Here is a 20,112-nt window from a genome sequence, read left to right as displayed (position 1 = left end):
GGATCGCCCTATCTACTCTTGCCAACAGCCAGGTATTGTCTCAGTCTGGCCAGTTCAAGATGGCAGCTTCCCGCTCCAGCCACATCACGTCAAGCGGTGTTGCCACTGCCGCATTGGAATGGGCGGCGCGATCGAGTTCCTCTGCAAGGCGCTCCGCCACGAGTTGCTCCTGGCCCGGGTGCAGGTTGCAGGGATCAAGGAAGAAGTGCCCGTGTTCCACTTCATGGTCCCGCACGATAACCGGCACTGGTCCGGTCGCGAGCCGCGCCGCGAGGTCCCAGGCCGTGATGCGCGCCAGCTCTGGGTCAATGCCTACCTTCAGCCGGTACAGCGGATTGCCGGTCGGGTCGGGGACGATGTCAGCATGGACGCCGGCACGGCCGGAGAGTCGCTCCTTCCAGAGCCTCAATGCCGCCTGCTCACGCGCCCGGACGGCTGCATGGTCGCGCGTTTTCCAGGCGGAGAGCGCCGCCATGACGCCGACGATGCTTTCCTTGCCGACCTTCATGCCACGGCCGATGCCCCGGTTCTGGAGATAGGCCGCCCGCACCAGCGATTTACGTCCGGCTACAATGCCGGAAGTAGGACCGCCCAGGAACTTGTGGCCGCTATAGAGGACGATATCGGCGCCCTGTTCCAGAAAGCCGCGCAGGTCGTATTCCGACGCCGCATCCACGATGACCGGCACGCCCTTGTCGTGACATACCTTGGCAAAGGTGCGCAGCGGCACCTGCGCATAGTCCACCACATGGTGCGAGACGACATAGACAGCCGCGGCCGTCTTGTCGGTTATCGATCCTGCAACCTGATAGGCGTGTGACGAGGTGGCCTGCCCCACCGGCACCACCTCGGCTCCGGCAAGCCTGATGGCTTGCTCCACGGGGGCACCGTAGGAAACCATGTGCCCTGCCAGAACCAGCACCTCGTTGCGCAATTTCCCTGTTTCGGGCAAGCGCTCGATAGCGAGCAGATCCGTGCCCGTCATGGCGGCGGCAACCGCGAGGGTGATCCCGGACGAGCAGGAGGCAGTGACAAAACCGGCCTCGGCGCCCGTCAATTCGGCAATGGTTGCGCTGGCGCGCTTCTGCAGCTCACCCATTTCGAAGAACTGGCCCAGGCTGCGGCTGACTGCGTCCACGGCCTGCGGCACCACGATCGACGCACCGAGCGAAGTCATCGTGCCCGAAACGTTGATCACCTGCCGCAGTCCCAGTTCGGTCCTGATATCCTGGCTCACGGTCGTGCTCCTCAGTTGATGGAAACGATGGCTTCGATTTCGACGGTGATCTGGTTTGGCAGGGAGCTGAAACCAACAGCCGAGCGGGCATGCACGCCCCGGTCGCCGAAGACCTGGTTGAACAGGTCCGAGCAGCCGTTGATGACCGCGGGATGGTCGGTAAAATCGGAGGTGGCATTGACCATGCCAAAGAGCTTGACGACACGACGAACCCGACAAAGGTCGCCCAGCGCCTCGTGCATCACCGCAATGAGGTTGAGCCCGACCAGCCGCGCATGCTCGTAGGCCTGCTCGGTGGATACGTCGGCACCGACCTTGCCCGAATAGAGGCGGCCATCCGGCTCGGTGGGGCCTTGCCCGGAGAGATAGAGGAGAGTGCCTTCCTGCACATGGGTGACAAAATTGGCAATCGGTGCCGGCGGCGGCGGCAGCGTGAAACCCAGCGCCTTGAGGCGGTCATAGGGATTGGCTGCCGACGCAGGCGCCAGTTCGGTGGCGGGCATATAAGGCAAACTCCGGTCTAGGCAGAAACGCCATCGTGCAGGATGCAGGCAACGTGCTGGCCTCTGCCGACATGCACGACGGGGGGCACGATCTCGGCACAGCGGCTGATCGCTTCGGGGCAGCGGGTGCGAAACACGCAGCCTGAAGGTGGGTTGATGGGGCTAGGAATGTCTCCGCGGAGCGGTGCATGCACACGCCTGCGCGTCGGATCGGGCACCGGCGAGGTCGCCAGCAGCGTCCGCGTATAGGGATGACGCGGCGCCGCGTAGATCTGCCGGCTAGGGCCTCGCTCCATGATGCGGCCCAGATACATGACGATTACTTCATCGCAGAGATATTCCACCACCGAGAGATCATGGGCGATGAACAGCATGGTGAGGCCGAGCCGCTGCTGCAATTCGCCAAGGAGGTTGAGGACCTGCGCCTGCACCGAGACGTCGAGCGCCGATACCGGCTCGTCGGCCACGATGAAATCGGGTTCGACTGCCAGAGCACGGGCAATGCCGATGCGCTGGCGCTGTCCACCCGAAAACTCGTGAGGAAAACGGCGGGCATAGTCGGGGGAGAGACCGACCAGGTCCAGGAGTTCGGCAACTCGGTCGCGGCGCTGCCGCCCGCGCGGATAGCCGCGTGCATCGAGCGCCTCGCCGATGATCGAATCCACCCTCAGTCGGGGGTTGAGACTGGAATAGGGATCCTGGAAAATGATCTGCAGGCGCTGGCGATAGCGGTTCATCTCCTTGTCGCTGAGGGCGAACAGATCCACGCCGTCGAAAATCGCCTTGCCGCCGCTCGGCTCCGCCAGCCGCAGGATCGATCGTCCCGCGGTGGTCTTGCCCGAACCGCTTTCGCCCACGAGGCCAACGGTGGTGCCCTTGCGAATGTCGAAGCTCACGTCCTCGACCGCCCGGACAACCTTTCCGGCGCGGCCGGAGAAGTGCTTGCGCAGACCCTGCACGCTGAGGAGCACGGGCACTTCGGCTTGAATGGCGCTCATATTTCGGCGCTCCTGATGCAGCGGGCAGTGCTGCCTTCCGGCGTCACCAGAAGAGGCGGAACCGCAGCAGTGCAGGGAGGAATGGCGTAGCCACACCGGGGCTCGAACGAGCAGCCCGGCGGCAGGTTGGTAATGGGCGGGACATTGCCCGGAATGGAATAAAGAGCACGCCGCTGGCCATCCGCCGCAAGGTCGCGCGCGGCGTTGGGGGTGCAAGCCAGCAGTCCCTTCGTGTAGGGGTGTCGCTGATGGGCGAAGAGCGTGTGGACCTCGGCATGCTCGACCACCCTGCCCGCGTACATCACGACGACGTCATGGGCGATCTCGGCCACGACGCCGAGATTGTGCGTAATGAACAGGATGCTCATGTTCATCTCGGCCTGCAGGCGGCGCAGCAGGTCGAGAATCTGCGCCTGGATGGTCACGTCCAGTGCGGTAGTCGGCTCGTCCGCGATCAGCAGCGAGGGATTGCAGGACAGCGCCATGGCGATCATCACGCGCTGGCGCATGCCGCCCGACATGTGGTGCGGATAGTCGTCCAGCCGGTTGGCGGCGTCGGGTATCTCCACATGCTGCAGCATCTGGAGGGCACGCTTTCGCGCGTCAGCCGGGCTGATCTCTTCGTGGAGGCGGATCATCTCGCCGATCTGGTCGCCCACCGTATAGAGCGGGTTGAGGCTGGTCATGGGTTCCTGGAAGATCATCGCGATCTCCCGCCCGCGCACCGAGCGGAAATCCCGTGGCCGGAACTTGGCCAGGTCGGAGACCTTGCCATCGCGATGACGGAACAGGACCTCGCCCCCCGCAATGGCGCCGGGCCGCGCCAGCAGTCCCATGATCGAAAGGCTGGTGACCGACTTTCCCGAACCGGACTCGCCGACCACCGCAAGCGTCTTGCCACGCTCGAGATCGAAGGTGACGCCGTCAACGGCCTTGGCCGTGCTCCGGCGGGTGGTGAACCACGTCCGCAGGTCACGCACCGAGAGGATCGTATTGGGCGCCAGCTCCGTCATGAGGTCCATCCGCAATGCGGGCACTTGTGGCCGGCCGCGCCGGCAACGATCGGCACGTGACGATGTGCTGAGATGGCTTCGGCTCCAAGGATTGCGTAGCGCGGCTCGAACATCTGGTGCAGTGTCGAGGGAACACCGTCGGAATCGGTGACGGTAATGGTCTCGTCCACGAGATCGAACACCGTGAACTCGGCCGGCTTGCCCTTGGCGAGGAGATTGTCGACCCGCTTGTTGATGGCCTTGCGCGGAGCTGTGGTCGAGGCGACCACCACATCCTCGAAGCTCATGCCCAAGGACAGGAGCTTGGACATGGTGGTGCCCAGGTCCCAGACCGCGTTGTCGAGCGAACGGTTGTGGAGGTCGGTCGAGATCGTGGTCGGCTTTAACCCCCGCGACAGTGCCACGCGACCGACCTCGAACGAAAAGGACGCGCCGCCATGGCCGATATCGAGGACGATGCCGCGCTTGGCCGCCTCCTGGGCGAGGAAGTAGAGGTCCTCGTCTTCGATGATCGAGCCGCCATGCTTGCCGTTGAAGCAATGGGTGACGATGTCGCCTTCGGTGAGCAGCGGCAGGATATCATCGTAGAGCGGCGGGGGCTCGCCGACGTGTACCATCAGCGGCAACTTGAGGATGCGGCCGAGCTTTTTGGCCAGCTTGACCGGCACTAGGTCCCAGCCGCCGGTGATCACGGCGCTGGCGCGGCACTTGAGGCCGACGATGACGTCGCGGTTGGCTTCCACCACGGCAATGGTGCGGTCGATATCGATCGAGCGCATGTCCATGAGTTCGCTGACGCGGTTGCAGGCCACGAGCCCGATCGAGCCGATATTGAGGAAGGCGTAGATGTTTTCCTTTGCCGGCTCGATGATGAACTCGCGCAGGCCGAGAAAATTGCCCTCACCGGCTGATCCGGCATCGACGATGGTGGTGACGCCGCGGGCCGCGCCGCCTTCCTCGGGCTTGATGGAAATATCGGTGCCGCCATACCAGACATGGGCATGAAGGTCTGTCCATCCCGGCGAGATCCAGGCGCCATTGGCTTCCACCACCTTGACGTCCTCGCCGACGGCAAGGCCCGCGCCGATATCGAGAATGCGGCCATCGGTGTCGACCAGCACGTCGAGCACAGGCGCCAGGCCCGGCATGGCGAAACCGATCGGCCTGGCACCACGGACCAGGAGGCGTTGGGACGCCGGAGCAAATGTGTTGTTGATCATCAGATATCCTTTGCCAGACGCGGATCGAGGAGATCGCGCAGGCCGTCGCCGACAAGTTGAAGAGAAAGCACGGTGATGACGATGGCCCCGCCGGGGAACCACATGATCCAGGGCGCCGCATCGAGATACTGGCGGCCCACGGAGATCATGGTGCCCCAGGTGGGAATATCGGGCGAGATGCCGACACCGAGGAATGACAGGCCCGCCTCGGCCAGGATCGAGGACGAAAAGATGAACGTCGCCTGTACCAGGAGCGGGGACGCGACATTGCGCAGCACGTGGCGCGTCAGGATCTTGTGGGTCGGCACCGCCAGCGCCCGTGCCGCCTCCACATAGGGCAGTTCGCGCACCACCAGCGTCGAGGCCCGGACGACGCGCGCCAGGCGTGGTGCATAGACCAGTCCCAGCGCGATCACCACATTGGTCGCCGAGGGGCCAAGCGCCGCCACCAGCGCGATGGCGAGGAGAATGTCGGGGAAGGCCATCATGGCGTCGATCAGTCGCGAGATCGGTGCGTCGGCCTTGCGGAAGAAGCCGGAGACGAGCCCGAGTACCACGCCCAGGATCGAGGCGAGTGTGACCACGGCGACTGCCACGGTCAGCGACGTACGCCCGGAGTAAAGCACGCGGGTGAAGACGTCGCGCCCCATGTCGTCCGTGCCGAAGAAGTGCTCGAGCGAGGGCCCGTTGAGCCGGTTGGCCACCGAAAGCTTGATCGGCGAATAGGGCGCGATCCACGGCGCTAGGATCGACAGCACGGCGATGGTGAGGATGATAAGGAGGCCAACAAAGGCCGTCGGACGGCGCGCCAGGCGCATCAGGAGATTGGGTTCGCGATGCGGGGCGGAAGCGGAAATGGCGGCCATCAGTAACGCACCCGCGGATCGACGGCGAGATAGAGCATGTCGATGATGAAGTTGATCAGCACATAGAGGCCAGCCACGATCAGCAGCGCCCCCTGAATGACGGGATAGTCGCGGCGCAGCACGGCAGAGACGATAAGGCTGCCGACGCCCGGAAGGCCGAACACGGTTTCGGTGACGATGGCGCCCGAGATCAGGAGGGCTGCGGTCAGGCCGATGACGGTCAGGATCGGGATCAGCGCATTCTTGAGCGCATGCCGCACCACGACTCGCCACTCGCTCATGCCCTTGGAGCGGGCGGTGCGGACATAGTCGTCATTGAGAACGTCGAGCATGCTGGCGCGGGTGAAGCGGGTGATCAGCGCGGAACTGACAAGGCCCAGCGACACCGCCGGCAGCACCAGGTGATGCATGCGCTCGGCAAAGCTGGCGCCCGGTCCGCCATAGCCGGAAGTATCGAACCAGCCCATGCGCACGGCAAAGAACTGCATCAGGATCAGCGCCAGCCAGAAGCTGGGCACGCTGGCGGCCACCATGGCCAGGGTGGTCATTGCTTGGTCGAACACGGTGCCGCGCAGATAGGCCGACATGATGCCGACCGGCAGCGCGATGGCCGTCGCGATCAGCAAGGAGAACACCGTCAGGAAAAACGTCGGTTCGGCGCGCTCGAGCAGCGCCTGCCCGACGGGAATGTTGAGAAAGATGGATTGCCCGAGGTCGCCGCGCAGCAGGCCGCCGACATAGGAGAGGAATTGCTCGGGAATGGAGGCGTTTAGGCCCAGGCGATCGCGCAGGGACTGAATATCTGCTGCCGTGGCGTCCGGTCCCAGCATCACGGCCGCCGGGTCGCCGGGCGTGACGCGGACGATGACAAAGACGATGGTGACGACCAGCGCCATCACGATCAGCATACCGCCGAAGCGGTTGAGCATTGAACGCAGCATGGGACCTGCAGGCGAAAGGAAAAGAGGATGGTGGCGGCGCGTCATTGCGCCGCCACCGCTGACCGCGGGAGACTACTCGGTCAGGTAAGCGTTCCAGAAGTAGGGCCAGGACGCTGGTGTCACGCCTTCAAGCTTGGGCGACTGGGCGGCCAGCGCGTTGAAATTGCCCACCTTGATCAGCGGTACTTCCTCGTAAATGATTTTCTGTACGTCGGCGAAGAGCTCGACGCGACGGTCCGGATCGACCTCGGCATTGAACGCGTCGAGCGCCGCGGCCTTGGCGTCGGACACCCACCAGCCGGGCGAGGTATCGTTGAGGACGCCCATCAGCGCCGGTTCAGACAGGAACGGGCTGTGGCTGATATAGATGTCCCAGGCTGCAGGATCGGTGCGGGTCTGGGTCAGCGTTGCCCATTCCACCACGTCGAGCTGCACCTTGAAGCCGGCCATTTCTAGATACGCCTGGGCGACCTGCGCCATCTTGTAGTGGAACTCATACTGGCGGCTGGTCAGGATGCGGATGGGCGTCGTCCCGTCATAGCCTGCTTCCTGGGCGAGGGTCTTGGCCTTTTCTACGTCACCCTCGGGCAGGTAGACTTCGGTGCCGGCATCGGTGTGCCAGGCGAAGTTGTCCGGGTAGAAGGCGCCGTCGATCGTGAAGAATTCCTCGCTGCCAAAGGCGGCCAGCATCATGTCCTGCGGCGCCAGGGCCGCCTGCACCGCCTTGCGGAAGGCAAGGTTGGAGCCGAGGCCTTCCTTGGTATTGAAGATAAAGGCGGGCCAGCCGAAAGGCTTGAGCACCAAGGGCTCGGTCTGGCCGCCCGAAAGCCGCTCATAAGCTTCGACCGGAAGGGAGTCGGCGTAGGCGAACTGCCCCGAAACCGCACCTTCCACGCGCGTATTGGGATCGGGAACGGGAACGAAGCGGATTTCATCGAGATACTGCATGCGGCCACCGCCATAGCCGTTCGGTTCGGCGTCGATGCTCTGGTAGTCCTCGAAGCGCACGAGCTGGATGAACTGGTCGGCCCGCTGCTCCTTGAGCATGTAGGGGCCGGTACCGATAAAGCTGGTCAATGGGTCCTGCTCGGCATTGGCAGCCGGGATGATGATCGCTGCCGAATTGTTGAGCGACAGCAGCGCAATCAGAGGTGCATAGGCCTTGTTGAGGGTGATCGTGACGGTTGCCTCGTCCGTCGCCTCGACGCTCTTGATGATCTCGGCAGTCTGCTTGCCGCGGGTGGCTATGCGCATCCAGCGCTCGAGCGAGGCGACTACGTCGGCCGACGTCATGGCCGCGCCGTCATGGAAGGTGACGCCGGTGCGCAGCGGAATGGTGTAAGTCAGCCCGTCTTCCGAAATCGTGGGCATCTCGGCGGCCAGAAGCGGGGTCGTGTTCCAGTCTTTGTCGAACGTATAAAGCGTCTCGTAGATGTGCTGGGTGACCATGCCGACGAGGTCGGCCGTGGACGCCATTGGATCGAGAGTGGGCGGTTCGCCGATGGTCGCGACGTCAATGACGCCGCCCTTAGCTTGCGCGAGCGCGACGCTGCAAAGCGAAAGTACGGCAACAGACGCGGCAATCAAGCTTGTAACAATCTTCATGGAACAATCTCCCTTATTACATAACTATGTAATTCATACCCCTACAATGGATTACTGTCACACCGGATTCATTATTCGTCAAGGGTCAAGCGCCTCGGGAGGCCAACGACGCAAAATGCCTGCGAAGTTGGGGCCATCGCGTACAGCGAAGGTTCGGCTTCAGGGAGGGTCGTCTTCGGCAGCCCTGAGACCGCAACTGCAGCAGACTCTTCGGACAAAGGAGGCTGCGCTTAGCGCTCCGGCAATGTCAGTTGCGATCGCGTAGGCACCCGATCGAACGCTTGGGCAGGAACAGTCTACGTGAGCCGCTGAACACGAGCGGGGTTGATTTCCCCTGGTACGCAGGCAAGCCGTAGCGCTGTTATTTGGGACCGACGTTCAAATCGCATTCGAAGCGATCAGTTGAGAGAGCAATTCGCGGTGTCTGCGTCTTACGCTCGGGAACTACTTGCCACCAACAACCCTGCCCTGCCCATCAGCCTACGTGTCTGATCTGGGGTGGAAAGTGGAAAGTCCGCTGCTGAGCCTCCCTGTGGCAGAGCGGACATGACCCGCCGCGTTGGTTTACATAAAAGCGAACGGTGAGACGCAAAGCCGAAGCAAACGGGAGAAGCGGAGTGCAAGTCATCGTTAACACATAAGACGGCCAGCAATTGACCCATCGTCTTACGGTCCCCATCCTTGATCCTATGAAAAATATCGGATCAATAATGCAGCAACCAAACTTGAAAGACATCATTCGAGCGGCAGGTGTTGCCGTTGGATTGGCTGGACTACTTTTTGCTGGAGGCCTGTCTCAGAAGATTCCAGTTGATCAGCTTTTGACTCCAATGGCGCTCGGCATAATGTTCTCTGTCGGCATCGCAGCGAGCATCTTCGACTTGATTTACGCTCTCAAGCGACCAGACCGCCTCGCAATTGCCCGGGGCGAACGAATGCCTACCGCAACTGAAGTCAGCGCTTTTCAAGGCCGTGCGGTACACGCGCTCAACGTAGCGATGGTCGGACAGTTGGTAGTGGCAGCCGTGATTTTGATTGGAATTATTGGGGTTGCTATGTTCTGGCGATAACAGGCTGTCAAATGCGTCCGATTTCAGGTGTTACCGAACTACCCGCTAATGGCAACATAGGGGTCGGTTGTGCCCTCTGCCCGTTTTCGCTCTTGGGGTGGTTTGCGGACTGGCAGCTTCTGGCAAAGGGGCGGCCAAACCGGACACTGCCTCGCCACCGAGTAAAACCAAATACTGATGCACGAACCAAGCTGTTGAAATTGCACGAGTGAGAAGTCGGTGCATCATTATTGAGTCATGCACCAAAGAGCTATAGACACACGGCACTGTTACTGTTCTCTGCTCCAAGCAATCGATCTGCATCATCAAAGCGTACAGTGACAAGGAGTTCGTACTTACAGGCGATATTGCCGCCCGCCCAAATTCGGTAAGCTTCTTCATTCTGCGGATCACGAGGGTATCTGGGCCAATGCTCAAAGCCTGCGGCCAGAAGTTTTTCGCGCACCTCGCTTCTGGGGCTTCCCTCAACAAAGACGTCAGGGACAAGATCAAGGACGGAGCCGCGAGCTACATCACGTTGCGAGTACAGGTGGCGGGTGATCGGATTGAACAGCAGCCAAGGGGCATAGGAGGCATAGAGAAAGTATCCAATTAGCCCCACCACCGGCAAGCAGAGGGCGAGAAGGCAGCCTCTTGCTCTTGTGCTTTGGTTGCCCCGCTTTTGCACGGCCATTCCCTTCTCCTGTGCGCTCAGAGGCGCGTTGTGCGCACCTGGACTGGTGCAAATGTCTCGATTTCCGCACGGCAGCTAACTCCTAGGATGCTATGGTAAGATGATGAGGATTGAACTCCCTTAGTGCTCAGGATGACCAAGAGCCTGACTGGCATTAAGCGTTGCCATGGCGTGTCTGCTTTCAGGATCGATGATCAAACCGATGAGCGGCAATAGTGGGGTCGCTTCTTGCCACTCAGCGATCGGCACTAAGTCAACGGTGGTAGACCATTTGTTGGATCATCAGCTGCTAGCCTAACCTTTCCACGCCCTTGAGGAGGCTAACGCTAGCGTCGCTCGCCCTAGTAACTATCAATCGGGATGTTCTTTGAAATATGAGCCCAATCATCTTGTTTTCCTGAGAGGCGAGCTTTAAGGCAGCGCTCGCGAGTTTCGGCTTGTTTGCATAAACGCTTCTCAAGGACCCCTCATGTTTCCGGTCAAGTCCGTCGGCGCCATAGTCTGCATGGCCCTTTCCGTCGGTTTTCTGTCGAGCCCGGCTTTTGCCGCCGCTACCCAGTATCCGCTGACGCTCGACAATTGCGGGGTCAAGGTGACCTTTACCAAGGCACCGGAGCGCGCCGTGGCGCTGGGTCAGAACAGTGCCGAAATCATGCTGCTGCTGGGTCTGGCGGACAAGATGGTGGGCACTGCGTTCTGGCCAACCAAGATCCTGCCCGAACTTGAAGAAGCCAATAGCACGGTCAAGCTTTTGAGCGTCGAGACGCCGAGCCTTGAGACCGTTCTCGCACAAAATCCGGATTTCGTCGCGGCCCAGCTCCCGATCCTGATGGGGCCAGACAGCAAGGTCGCCAAGCGCGAGGATTTTGAAAAGCTTGGGATCGGCAACTATCTGGCGCCGAGCATCTGCGCCGTGACGCTCGACACCAAGGATGCCTATGGCAGCCGCGACTATCTCTGGAACATGGATCTCGTATATCAGGAGATTGACGAGCTTTCGCAGATCTTTGACGTGCAGAATCGCGGGCAGGAACTGATCGAACAATTCAAGGCGCGCGAGGCAGCGCTGCGGGCCAAGGTGGGCACGGACAATGCCGACCTTTCCTATGTGTTCTGGTTTTCGAGCCCATCGCCCGCCGATGACGCCTATCTCGGCGGCAAGAACGGGGCTTCGGGCTTTATTGCTGACCTCCTGGGCGGACACAATGCCATCGACACGGAAGCCGAATGGCCGACGGTGAGCTGGGAAGGCATCATGGCGGCAAATCCCGATGTGATCGTTGTGGGTGCGGTCGATCGTAACCGCTGGGATCTCGACAAGGCCGAGAACAAGATCGCCTTCCTCAAGTCCGACCCGGCCGTGAGCCAGCTCGATGCGGTCAAGAACGGTCATATCGTCGTCATGCAGGGCGCGGCGATGAACCCGACGATCCGCACCATCTATGGCGCAGAGGAAGTGGCGGACCAACTGGGAAAGCTCGGTCTCGCTAAGTGAGCGGAGCCACGCGCAAATTTGGGGAACAGGCCGGGCTCGGTCTGTTTCTTTTTTTCGGCGGCCTCGTGCTGCTGTTCGCCATTGCGGCGGGGACCGGGATTGGCGAAATGTCGATCCCGATTGAGACGACGTTTACGGCGGTGACTAATAAGCTCGGCTGGACAGCGACAGAGCTCAATCCGCTGCAGGAAAGCGTGATCTGGGACTATCGGTTGAGCCGGGCACTGGTGGCGGCCTGCTGCGGCGCGGGGCTCGCGATCTGTGGCGCGGTGCTGCAGGCGCTGCTGCGCAATCCGCTCGCCGAGCCCTATGTGCTGGGGATTTCGGCTGGGGCTTCGACCGGAGCGGTCGGCATTATCATTCTGGGCATTGGCGCGGGGACGATTTCGCTGTCGGCGGGGGCGTTTACCGGGGCTTTTGCAGCATTCGCATTCGTGGCGTTGCTGTCGAACGGCGCCCGTGGCGGGCCGAGCAAGACAATTTTGGCGGGTGTGGCGGCCTCGCAGCTTTTCAATGCGCTAACTTCTTACGTCGTGACCACGTCGGGCAATGCACAGCAGGCGCGGGACGTGATGTTCTGGCTGCTTGGTAGCTTTGGTGGCGTGCGCTGGCCGGAATTTCAACTGGTTCTGGCGGTGGTCGTGGTGGGGCTTGCGGTGTGTCTTTATTTCGCGCGTGCGCTCGACGCGTTTGCGTTTGGCGACGATGCAGCCGCTTCGCTGGGGATCCCTGTTGAGATGGTGCGGATCGTGCTCTTCGGCATAACTGCGATGATGACGGCCACGATCGTTTCCATGGTCGGCTCGATCGGGTTCGTGGGGCTCGTCGTGCCGCATGCGGCGCGGTTTATTGTGGGGCATAACCATGCGAGACTCTTGCCTACCTGCGTGGTGGCAGGCGGGATTTTCATGGTCTTGGCCGATATCGTGTCCCGCGTGATCCTGCCGCAGCAAATCCTACCGATCGGGGTGGTAACGGCGCTGGTGGGCGTGCCAGCGTTCTCGGTAATCCTTTATCGCTCAAGAAGTGCGGCATGACGATACGGGCGGAAAATCTCAGTTGGTTCGTAGGCAAGACTCAGATCATCAGGAGTGTCACGTTGGAGGCGGCACCGGGCAAGATGCTGGGGCTGCTTGGCCCGAACGGCTCCGGCAAGTCGTCGCTGTTGCGGCTTCTAGCGGGACTGCGGAAGCCCAGTAGCGGGCAAGTGTCGCTCGATGGGCAGGATATTCGGCGCATTGGCCGGCGGGCGATGGCGCGGCGTGTGGCGCTGGTGGAGCAGCATGCTTCGACCGAGGCCAATGTGCGGGTGCGCGATGTGGTCAAGCTCGGGCGCATTCCACATAGCCCACCGCTGAGCGGCTGGACCAACGCGGATGACCTTGCCGTCGCCGGGGCACTCGAACATGTTGGGATGTTTGAGCGATCAGGCCAATTTTGGCAGAGCCTTTCTGGCGGCGAGCGGCAGCGGGTGCATATTGCCCGGGCGTTGGCGCAGGCTCCCAAGGAGATGCTGCTCGATGAGCCGACCAATCACCTCGACATACAGCACCAGATCGAACTTTTGCGGCTGATCTCGCGGCTGAAGCTAACGAGCATTATCGCGCTTCATGACCTCAACCACGCGGCAATGTTCTGCGACCAGTTGATCGTGATGGAAAAGGGCAGCGTCGTGGCGCAGGGCGCGCCGGAGGCGGTGCTGACCGAGACACTGCTGCGTGAGGTGTTTCGCGTGGAAGCACGGATTGAGAGCAGCGCACATCACGCCAGACCTCACATACACTATCTGCTGTAGGCGTTCTTTCGAGCACCGGCCTCCCGCCCCTGTTACCATCCGGCCACCGTTCAAGCGTAAATTTCCATGCTCGGAATTCCACCCGTTAGAACAAGTGATCCACGGCAGCTTCCGGGAAGCTGTCTAACTGTCGGGTACGTCCCAAGCGGGGTCGGAACCAGTTAGGTCTGTGCTGTCACCTCGATCTGACAACTTGCCTTATGCTATGAGGCTCGCTCGTTACGGTCTTGCAGAGCGGTAGGAAAATCTCGAAGAGCGCGCCTCCTGCCGGGGAGTCCCCCACCCTGACCTTTCCTTTGTGACGGCTAACGATGTCCTGAACCAGGCTGAGCCCGAGGCCGGCGCCTTGATCCAGAGGCACAATGCGGTTGAAAGGCTCGAAGATCGATTGCCGATGTTCCTCGGCAATTCCCGGACCCGAGTCTGCAACGCGGAGGACCCCTTGCCGGCCTACGCCAACGGTAATGGTCGCATTTTTCCCGCCGTGGACGACCGCGTTTTGGATCAAATTGACCAAGGCTCGGGACAGCGAGGCCGCGTCCCCTTGAACCGTAACGTCGTCAGCATCGCTCTCGAAGGTGATCTCATCGCCAGCGGCAATGGCCAGCGGCGCAATATCCGCTGTGACCTGGGCGGCAAGATCGACAAGGTTTACGGGTGCAAACACGCTGAGATCTGCATCGAGGCGCTCAAGATCGAGCAGCTGATTAGCAAGGTTGGCCAGCCGCGCCACGTCCAGCATCAGCCGGCTGCGCTCCAGGCCCTCGGGCAGGAGCTCAATACGGGTCTGCAGAATGGCAATCGGCGTTCGCAACTCGTGCGCCGCATCGGCGAGGAACCGCTGGCGCCGGTCCATGCCGTCGTCGAGGCGCTGCAAGGCGGCGTTGACGGCGCCAACCAGGGAATGGAGTTCCTCCGGCACATGCGCCGGGGACAAACGGATGCCCCGTTCAGCAACATCGATCCGGTCGGCTTCGGCAGCCACATCGTCGACGCCGCGTAGTTGACGCGTGACGATCCAAGGGATGACGAGGAAGGATACAAACGTCAACATAAACAGCAGCCCGAGGAACACTGGGTCGCCGAGGATTTCAAAGATCAGCTTAAAACGAAGCTCTGGGCCGCCACCCGTGATAATCCAGAGCTGTCCCGCATCACTCTCATGGCGACGCATAATGGCGCCAGGAGCTTCAGCTGGGCCTATATCGGCGATATCAGCGGAATTCAGCCGGGGAAGATCATCCAGAAGATTGTCAATGCTGTCCGGGATGGGACCCAGCTGCGTAGCGTTGCCTTCTGTGTCAACTGCGTAGAACCAGAAATGCGGAAATTGTGCAAGTTCGCTCCTCGTTTCGTCATCCATCACCGGCCGCAGCCCGCCTGACGGATCGCGCTGTATCGCTTCGGCGATGTGCTCAATGATGTCATCATCTAACGATTGCTCGGAGCGACCTATCTCATAAAGGGGAATGGCCGCCAGGATGCTGAAAGCCATCAGCACGAGAGCCTGCATAGCGACCATCCGCCAAGTCAACCGCACCCGCAGCGATGGATAGTTCCATGGCTTCATGCCGCCGCTCGCAGCAAATAGCCTAGGCCGCGAATGGCGTGGATCTCGACCCCGGCGCGGCTCAACTTGCGGCGCAGCCTTGATATGTGAGCGTCAAGCGAGTTTGAGGCGATCTCGTCGTCATAGCCGTAGACTGCTTCTTCCAAGGCGCTACGCGGCACGGTTCTGCCGGCTCGGCGAACCAATATTTCTAGGGCCAGTAATTCGCGGCGCGGCAAGTCCAGCGGCTCACCTTCAACTTCCGCTTGCCGCTCGTTGAGGTCAAACCGCAAGCGCGCAACATTGACGGCGTTTTCGCCAATCTGCGGCGGGCGGCGCATCACGGCGCGCAGCCGCGCCAGCAGTTCGTCGGTGGAAAAGGGCTTGGCCAGGTAGTCGTCGGCGCCATTGTCGAGGCCGGCAACGCGGTGCTCGGGCGAACCGAGTGCTGAGAGCACGATCACCGGCAGGCCCGCACGTTCTCGGCGTAGAATGGGGATCAGCGACAAGCCATCGCCGTCGGGAAGCTTGCGATCAAGCAGAACCGCGTCATACAGCGCGCTACGCGTGGCCTCTTGGGCAATCTCAAGCGTGGGCGCATGATCGACCACGATGTCGTGTCGGATTAGCGCGGTCGTAAGCGCCGCAGCCATGTCGAACTCGTCTTCCACCAGCAAGATACGCATCTGCCACTCCTAACCTTGCGGCTCCATCTAACGACCGGACATTGCGGCTGCATTGCGTGGCACTCGCAACGTTCGCGCAATCCGGCTGCATCATTGGATGACACAGCGGCCGCCGACCGGCCAATCTCGACCCATGCGAGGTTATCATGAACCCCTCCGAAAACACTTCCGGCATTGTTCCCCCTGCTTATGCCAAGGGTCGCGGCAGGTGGTTCTGGCCGCTTGGTATTCTGACGCTGGCAATCGGGGGCGGCTCGATACTGCTGGTCAGCCAGATGCCGGCAGCCCCCATGGCTGCAACGGTCGAGGTCGCCGAACTCCGTGCACTGCGCCTGCATCCAGTGGAACTGGTGACGGTACAGCCGCAACGCATCGAAGACCTGGTCAAGGTAACCGGAACCATTAATCCGGCCCAGGAAGCGGCGATCGCTGCACAGGTCGGCGGACTGGCCGAAACAGTTACGGTTCGACCGGGGGACCACGTCAGTGCCGGGCAACTGCTCGTTGAGGTGGGTACAAGGGACCTGCAACTGCAGCTCGATCAGCAAAGGAGCACTAGCGCGTCAAGTGTTGTGCAGCTGCACGCTGCCGAAGCAACCCTGCAGCGCACGAAGCTTCTGGCAGACAAGGGCTTGGCGGCTCAGACAGCGCTCGACACGGCGCAAGCCGAAGTCGACCAGTTGGTCGCTGCCATTGCCACACAAGAGAGCCAGGTCAGTCTTGCCGAAGCAAACCTGGAACGGGCGCGGGTAACCGCGCCTTTCTCCGGCACGGTCGCCACGCGGGAGGTTGAACCGGGACAAATCGTCAGCCCCGGCACCACCATGCTGTCTATCGTCGATCTCTCCACCGTTCGGGTGGAGGTTGTCGCCTCACTCAAGCATTCAGCGCGCATTCGGGTCGGGCAGCCGGTGCGTCTTTCCGTGCAGGGCATGGAGGGACACGTCTTCACCGGTACGGTCGACCGGGTTAGCCCGGTCGCCGAGGTAGGCACGCGTTCGATCACAGTTTATCTCAGCCTCGATAACCCGGAGGGAACGCTACGCGGCGGCATGTTCGTGACCGGCGAGATCGTCGTGCAGGAAGAAAACGACGTCATCGCTGTTCCAGGTACCTCCATCCATTCCCGTGATGAAGCCAGCTATGTGATGGTTATCGTGGACGGCGCGCTTCAAGAGCGTCCCGTCGAAACGGGCGCCACATGGGCAACGACGGGGCTGGTCGAGGCGCGCTCAGGCATTGCAGCGGGCGACATCATCGTCGGCGCACAGCTTTCCGGCCTCGCAGATGGCGCCGCCGTCGTGATCGAGGAGAACTGAGCGTGTTTTTCACCTCCATCAGCGTTCGCCATCCGGTCTTTGCCACCATGATCATGGTGGCCATCCTGGTCTTCGGCGTTTCTGCCTATCGCACCCTGCCCATTGAACAATATCCCGATGTGGACTTTCCCATCGTCGCGGTGCTGACACCCTATGCGGGCGCCTCGCCAGAAGCGGTCGAAAGCGAGGTCACCAAGCCGGTCGAAGAAGCCGTCAACACCATCAGCGGCATCGACTCGGTCACATCGACCTCGAGCGCCGGTCATTCCACCGTCGTCCTGCAGTTTACACTCGACACCGATGGCGCCATAGCAGCCCAGGATGTTCGAGACCGGCTCGCGGCCGTTGCGGACCAGCTCCCAAGGGAGGCCGAGACGCCGCAGGTCATCCGCTATAATCCGATCTCGACGCCTATGCTGTCACTGGCACTCAGAGGTCCGACTCAGTCAGTCACCGAATTGACCCGGCTTGCGGACAAGGTGGTGACCCCTGCCCTCACAGCAATCGCGGGGATTGGTAGCGCCACGGTAGTCGGCGGCCTAGCCGATCAGGTCAATGTCGCCGTCGACCCGGACCTCCTCAACGCCTTTGCCATCGGCATCAGCGACGTCATCTCGGCCTTGCGGCAGGACAATGAAACCCTCGCCGCCGGTTCGATCATCGAAGGGCGGATGGTGCAGACGGTTCAGATCAATGCCGCGGTGGATTCAGTCGAGGGCTTTCGCGACATTGTTGTCGCCAGCGATGGCGGCGAGACGATCACCATCGGCGACGTTGCCACCGTCAGCCGCGGCCCGTCCGATATAGAGGGCCTGGCCTTCCGCGATGGCGAGCAGGCGCTCGCGATCGATGTCGTAAAGATCGAAGGGGGCAATACCGTTGCGATCGCCCATGCCGTCCAAGCGGCGGTCGAGGCGCTGAACCACGACGGGGCCCTGCCCGAAGACGTCGCCATCGACATCCTGCAGAATTCGGCAGAGCCCATCGAAAGAGATTTTCACACGGTGCAGGCGACGCTGATCGAGGGCGCGGCCTTGGCCGTCGCGATCGTGTTCCTTTTTCTCAATTCCTGGCGCTCCACCATCATCACAGGCCTGACGCTGCCCATCTCGATCATCGGCACGCTGGTCGTGGTCAGCATGCTCGGCTTCACCCTCAACATGATGACCATGCTGGCGCTGACGCTTTCGGTCGGCATCCTGATCGACGACGCCATCGTCGTGCGCGAAAACATCACGCGCCACCTCCATATGGGCAAATCCCACATTCAGGCGGCGCTTGACGGCACCAACGAGATCGGACTGGCGGTGCTGGCCACGACCCTGTCCATCGTCGCGGTGTTCCTCCCGCTCGCCTTCATGGAAGGGATCGTCGGACGCTTCTTCATGCAGTTTGGCGTCACGGTTTCGGTTGCCGTGCTGATCTCCTTGTTTGTCAGCTTCACGCTCGATCCCATGCTCTCCAGCGTCTGGTACGATCCGGACTCCCAGCCCGGCGTCAGGCGCGGCCCCATAGGCCGGTTGATCGGCCTTTTCGACAAAGGGTTCGAGAAGCTGGCTCATTTCTATCGCGGGGTGCTGCGCTGGTCGCTCAGGCACCGCATCATCGTCATGCTGTTTGCGCTCGTGTCCTTTGGCAGCAGTTTCCTCCTGTTCCCCATGGTGGGCGTGGAGTTCATGCCCGCGGCAGACAATGGACAAATCCAGGTCGATCTCGAGACGCCGGCTGGCTCCTCGACCCAATATACCGCACTTAAGGCGCACCAGGTCGAGGATCTGCTGGCCGCGATGCCCGAGGTCGAAAGCACCTATACCAGTGTGAACGGTGGAGCGGCCTCCGGCGAAAACCGCGCCAGCATTGCCGTGACCCTAGTCGACGCCGCCGAACGCAGTACATCGTCGCTGGAACTGACCTCGCCTATTCGCGAGGCACTGCGTTCCATTCCCGGCGCCAGCTTCGTGGTAATGGCCGGCGGCGGCATTGGTGGCGCTGATAGCCCCATAGAGGTCAAGCTTCAGGGCACGTCGCTTGAGGGTCTGACTTCGGCTACAGAGCAGTTGAATGCTGCGATGCTCGCCATCGAGGGCGTGGTCGACGTGAAGCTGAGCCTGCAGCAGGCCCAGCCCATGCTCGACATCATCGTAGATCGGCAGGCCGCCAGCGATGCGGGTGTCGGCTTGACCGATGCCGGTTCGACCCTTCGTGCCATGCTGGGTGGCGAAGTTGCGTCCGACTGGACCGATGCCGCAGATACGCAACTCGACGTTGTTGTCCGCCTACCCAAAGCCTTGCGGGACAGCGTTGCGGTGATCGGCGACCTGCCCGTCGCGCAAAGCCAGAGCAACAGTTCCGTCGCCATCCGGCTCGACCAGATCGCCGACATCCGCTCGACGGTTGGCCCCAGCGAAATTCATCGCGAGAACCTTACGCGGCAGGTTACCATCACCGCGAATATCGAGGATGGCGTGCTGGGCGACGTCGTCGCTCAGATCGATGCCGCGGTAGCAGCGCTCGATCTCCCCGCCGGCGTCACCATAGTGCAGGGCGGCGACGGCGAGATGCTGGATGAGACGTTGGGCAGCATGATTTCTGCCCTGCTGCTGGCGGTTGTCTTCATCTATATGGTGCTGGCGAGTCAGTTCGGCAGTTTCCTCCAGCCGCTCGCCATCATGATGGCCCTGCCCCTATCTGTCGTCGGGGTCATGCTGGGCCTCTTGGTCGGCGGTTCGACGCTGAACATGTATTCCATGATCGGCTTCGTCATGCTGATGGGCCTCGTGGTTAAGAATGCCATTCTCCTCGTGGACAATGCCAACCAGCACCGAAACGAGGGCATGAGCCTTGTCGAGGCTCTGATCGAGGCCGGAGGAACGCGCTTCCGCCCCATCGTCATGACCACCCTGGCCATGGTATTCGGCATGATGCCGCTGGCTCTCGCGATCCACGAGGGCAGCGACCAAAGTGCGCCCATGGCACACGCAGTGATTGGCGGCCTCATCAGCTCCACCCTGCTGACGCTGGTCGTCGTACCGGTCATGCTGACCTATATCGACGCTGTCTCATGCTGGGTCGGCCGCTTACTGCCCCATGCACCTGATCATGATACGCAGTCTCGGCACGCGCTGTCCGACGTTTGACGCCG

Annotated in this window: 17 protein-coding genes; 6 read left to right on the top strand and 11 right to left on the bottom strand. The window is 61.6% G+C overall.

Going from position 1 to position 20,112, the window contains the following annotated elements; all coding sequences use genetic code 11:
• Positions 1 to 40: 40 nt before the first annotated feature.
• The 8 genes from VIL88_RS11440 to VIL88_RS11405 all read right to left on the bottom strand — a co-directional run bounded on the left by VIL88_RS11440 (position 41) and on the right by VIL88_RS11405 (position 8,383).
• Complete coding sequence (locus tag VIL88_RS11440; protein ID WP_331988885.1) at positions 41 to 1,237, bottom strand: aminotransferase class V-fold PLP-dependent enzyme; 1,197 nt, start codon at positions 1,235 to 1,237, stop codon at positions 41 to 43.
• A gap of 11 nt (positions 1,238 to 1,248) precedes the next feature.
• Entirely contained in the window at positions 1,249 to 1,740 is a 492-nt protein-coding gene (locus VIL88_RS11435) for a RidA family protein (RefSeq protein WP_331988883.1), read from the bottom strand.
• Positions 1,741 to 1,757: 17 nt separating this feature from the next.
• Positions 1,758 to 2,738 carry an ABC transporter ATP-binding protein gene (locus tag VIL88_RS11430; protein WP_331988881.1) on the bottom strand — a complete coding sequence of 327 codons (981 nt, stop codon included), beginning with the start codon at positions 2,736 to 2,738 and terminating at the stop codon, positions 1,758 to 1,760.
• A complete protein-coding gene (locus VIL88_RS11425) occupies positions 2,735 to 3,751 on the bottom strand; it encodes an ABC transporter ATP-binding protein (protein ID WP_331988879.1) in 1,017 nt (338 codons plus the stop codon). The genes VIL88_RS11430 and VIL88_RS11425 overlap by 4 nt, the downstream gene beginning before the upstream one ends.
• Positions 3,748 to 4,971 carry an amidohydrolase/deacetylase family metallohydrolase gene (locus tag VIL88_RS11420; protein WP_331988877.1) on the bottom strand — a complete coding sequence of 408 codons (1,224 nt, stop codon included), beginning with the start codon at positions 4,969 to 4,971 and terminating at the stop codon, positions 3,748 to 3,750. Before VIL88_RS11420 ends, VIL88_RS11425 begins: the two co-directional genes overlap by 4 nt.
• Positions 4,971 to 5,837, bottom strand: a complete 867-nt coding sequence (locus VIL88_RS11415) for an ABC transporter permease (RefSeq protein ID WP_331988875.1) — start codon at positions 5,835 to 5,837, stop codon at positions 4,971 to 4,973. The genes VIL88_RS11420 and VIL88_RS11415 overlap by 1 nt, the downstream gene beginning before the upstream one ends.
• A complete protein-coding gene (locus VIL88_RS11410; RefSeq protein ID WP_331988873.1) occupies positions 5,837 to 6,778 on the bottom strand; it encodes an ABC transporter permease in 942 nt (313 codons plus the stop codon). Before VIL88_RS11410 ends, VIL88_RS11415 begins: the two co-directional genes overlap by 1 nt.
• Before the next feature lie 72 nt (positions 6,779 to 6,850).
• Entirely contained in the window at positions 6,851 to 8,383 is a 1,533-nt protein-coding gene (locus tag VIL88_RS11405; protein WP_331988871.1) for an ABC transporter substrate-binding protein, read from the bottom strand.
• Positions 8,384 to 9,108: 725 nt separating this feature from the next.
• Here VIL88_RS11405 and VIL88_RS11400 point away from each other — a divergent pair.
• Positions 9,109 to 9,453, top strand: a complete 345-nt coding sequence (locus VIL88_RS11400) for a hypothetical protein (RefSeq protein WP_331988869.1) — start codon at positions 9,109 to 9,111, stop codon at positions 9,451 to 9,453.
• 250 nt (positions 9,454 to 9,703) lie between these two features.
• Here VIL88_RS11400 and VIL88_RS11395 read toward each other — a convergent pair whose 3' ends face one another.
• Complete coding sequence (locus VIL88_RS11395; protein ID WP_331988867.1) at positions 9,704 to 10,126, bottom strand: hypothetical protein; 423 nt, start codon at positions 10,124 to 10,126, stop codon at positions 9,704 to 9,706.
• A 505-nt stretch (positions 10,127 to 10,631) separates the two neighbouring features.
• On the opposite strand from VIL88_RS11395, the gene VIL88_RS11390 reads away from it, so the two are divergent.
• The 3 genes from VIL88_RS11390 to VIL88_RS11380 are packed head-to-tail and all read left to right on the top strand — an operon-like array spanning position 10,632 to position 13,416.
• Complete coding sequence (locus VIL88_RS11390; RefSeq protein ID WP_414650137.1) at positions 10,632 to 11,621, top strand: ABC transporter substrate-binding protein; 990 nt, start codon at positions 10,632 to 10,634, stop codon at positions 11,619 to 11,621.
• 41 nt (positions 11,622 to 11,662) lie between these two features.
• Positions 11,663 to 12,658, top strand: coding sequence for an iron ABC transporter permease (locus tag VIL88_RS11385; protein WP_331989324.1), 996 nt, complete (start codon positions 11,663 to 11,665; stop codon positions 12,656 to 12,658).
• The gene (locus VIL88_RS11380) at positions 12,655 to 13,416 is read left to right on the top strand and encodes an ABC transporter ATP-binding protein (RefSeq protein ID WP_331988863.1); all 762 of its coding nucleotides are present in this window, start codon (positions 12,655 to 12,657) and stop codon (positions 13,414 to 13,416) included. Before VIL88_RS11385 ends, VIL88_RS11380 begins: the two co-directional genes overlap by 4 nt.
• A gap of 175 nt (positions 13,417 to 13,591) precedes the next feature.
• On the opposite strand, the gene VIL88_RS11375 is transcribed toward VIL88_RS11380, so the two are convergent.
• Together VIL88_RS11375 and VIL88_RS11370 are read right to left on the bottom strand one after the other, a co-directional pair.
• Positions 13,592 to 14,986 carry a HAMP domain-containing sensor histidine kinase gene (locus VIL88_RS11375; RefSeq protein ID WP_331988861.1) on the bottom strand — a complete coding sequence of 465 codons (1,395 nt, stop codon included), beginning with the start codon at positions 14,984 to 14,986 and terminating at the stop codon, positions 13,592 to 13,594.
• Positions 14,983 to 15,651: a response regulator transcription factor gene (locus VIL88_RS11370; RefSeq protein ID WP_331988859.1), complete on the bottom strand. Its 669-nt coding sequence runs from the start codon at positions 15,649 to 15,651 to the stop codon at positions 14,983 to 14,985. The genes VIL88_RS11375 and VIL88_RS11370 overlap by 4 nt, the downstream gene beginning before the upstream one ends.
• Positions 15,652 to 15,797: 146 nt before the next feature.
• Here VIL88_RS11370 and VIL88_RS11365 point away from each other — a divergent pair, with 146 nt between their 5' ends.
• Positions 15,798 to 16,970 (top strand): efflux RND transporter periplasmic adaptor subunit, encoded by a 1,173-nt coding sequence (locus VIL88_RS11365; protein WP_331988857.1) that lies wholly within the window; start codon positions 15,798 to 15,800, stop codon positions 16,968 to 16,970.
• A gap of 2 nt (positions 16,971 to 16,972) precedes the next feature.
• On the top strand, positions 16,973 to 20,107 hold the full coding sequence (locus VIL88_RS11360; protein WP_331988855.1) for an efflux RND transporter permease subunit: 3,135 nt from the start codon (positions 16,973 to 16,975) through the stop codon (positions 20,105 to 20,107).
• The last annotated feature ends 5 nt before the right edge of the window (positions 20,108 to 20,112 follow it).

Source organism: Devosia sp. (genome assembly GCF_036563435.1).
GTDB lineage: Bacteria > Pseudomonadota > Alphaproteobacteria > Rhizobiales > Devosiaceae > Devosia.
Note: the sequence above shows the minus strand (reverse complement) of the source record. Positions and strands in the feature narration are given on the sequence as shown.

Excerpts from the sequence above, each read along its gene's own strand:
- VIL88_RS11435 (WP_331988883.1), bottom strand. The coding sequence starts at position 1,740 with ATGCCCGCCACCGAACTGGCGCCTGCGTCGGCAGCCAATCCCTATGAC.
- VIL88_RS11430 (WP_331988881.1), bottom strand. The coding sequence starts at position 2,738 with ATGAGCGCCATTCAAGCCGAAGTGCCCGTGCTCCTCAGCGTGCAGGGT.
- VIL88_RS11425 (WP_331988879.1), bottom strand. The coding sequence starts at position 3,751 with ATGACGGAGCTGGCGCCCAATACGATCCTCTCGGTGCGTGACCTGCGG.
- VIL88_RS11420 (WP_331988877.1), bottom strand. The coding sequence starts at position 4,971 with ATGATCAACAACACATTTGCTCCGGCGTCCCAACGCCTCCTGGTCCGT.
- VIL88_RS11415 (WP_331988875.1), bottom strand. The coding sequence starts at position 5,837 with ATGGCCGCCATTTCCGCTTCCGCCCCGCATCGCGAACCCAATCTCCTG.
- VIL88_RS11410 (WP_331988873.1), bottom strand. The coding sequence starts at position 6,778 with ATGCTGCGTTCAATGCTCAACCGCTTCGGCGGTATGCTGATCGTGATG.
- VIL88_RS11405 (WP_331988871.1), bottom strand. The coding sequence starts at position 8,383 with ATGAAGATTGTTACAAGCTTGATTGCCGCGTCTGTTGCCGTACTTTCG.
- VIL88_RS11395 (WP_331988867.1), bottom strand. The coding sequence starts at position 10,126 with ATGGCCGTGCAAAAGCGGGGCAACCAAAGCACAAGAGCAAGAGGCTGC.
- VIL88_RS11390 (WP_414650137.1), top strand. The coding sequence starts at position 10,632 with ATGGCCCTTTCCGTCGGTTTTCTGTCGAGCCCGGCTTTTGCCGCCGCT.
- VIL88_RS11380 (WP_331988863.1), top strand. The coding sequence starts at position 12,655 with ATGACGATACGGGCGGAAAATCTCAGTTGGTTCGTAGGCAAGACTCAG.
- VIL88_RS11375 (WP_331988861.1), bottom strand. The coding sequence starts at position 14,986 with ATGAAGCCATGGAACTATCCATCGCTGCGGGTGCGGTTGACTTGGCGG.
- VIL88_RS11370 (WP_331988859.1), bottom strand. The coding sequence starts at position 15,651 with ATGCGTATCTTGCTGGTGGAAGACGAGTTCGACATGGCTGCGGCGCTT.
- VIL88_RS11365 (WP_331988857.1), top strand. The coding sequence starts at position 15,798 with ATGAACCCCTCCGAAAACACTTCCGGCATTGTTCCCCCTGCTTATGCC.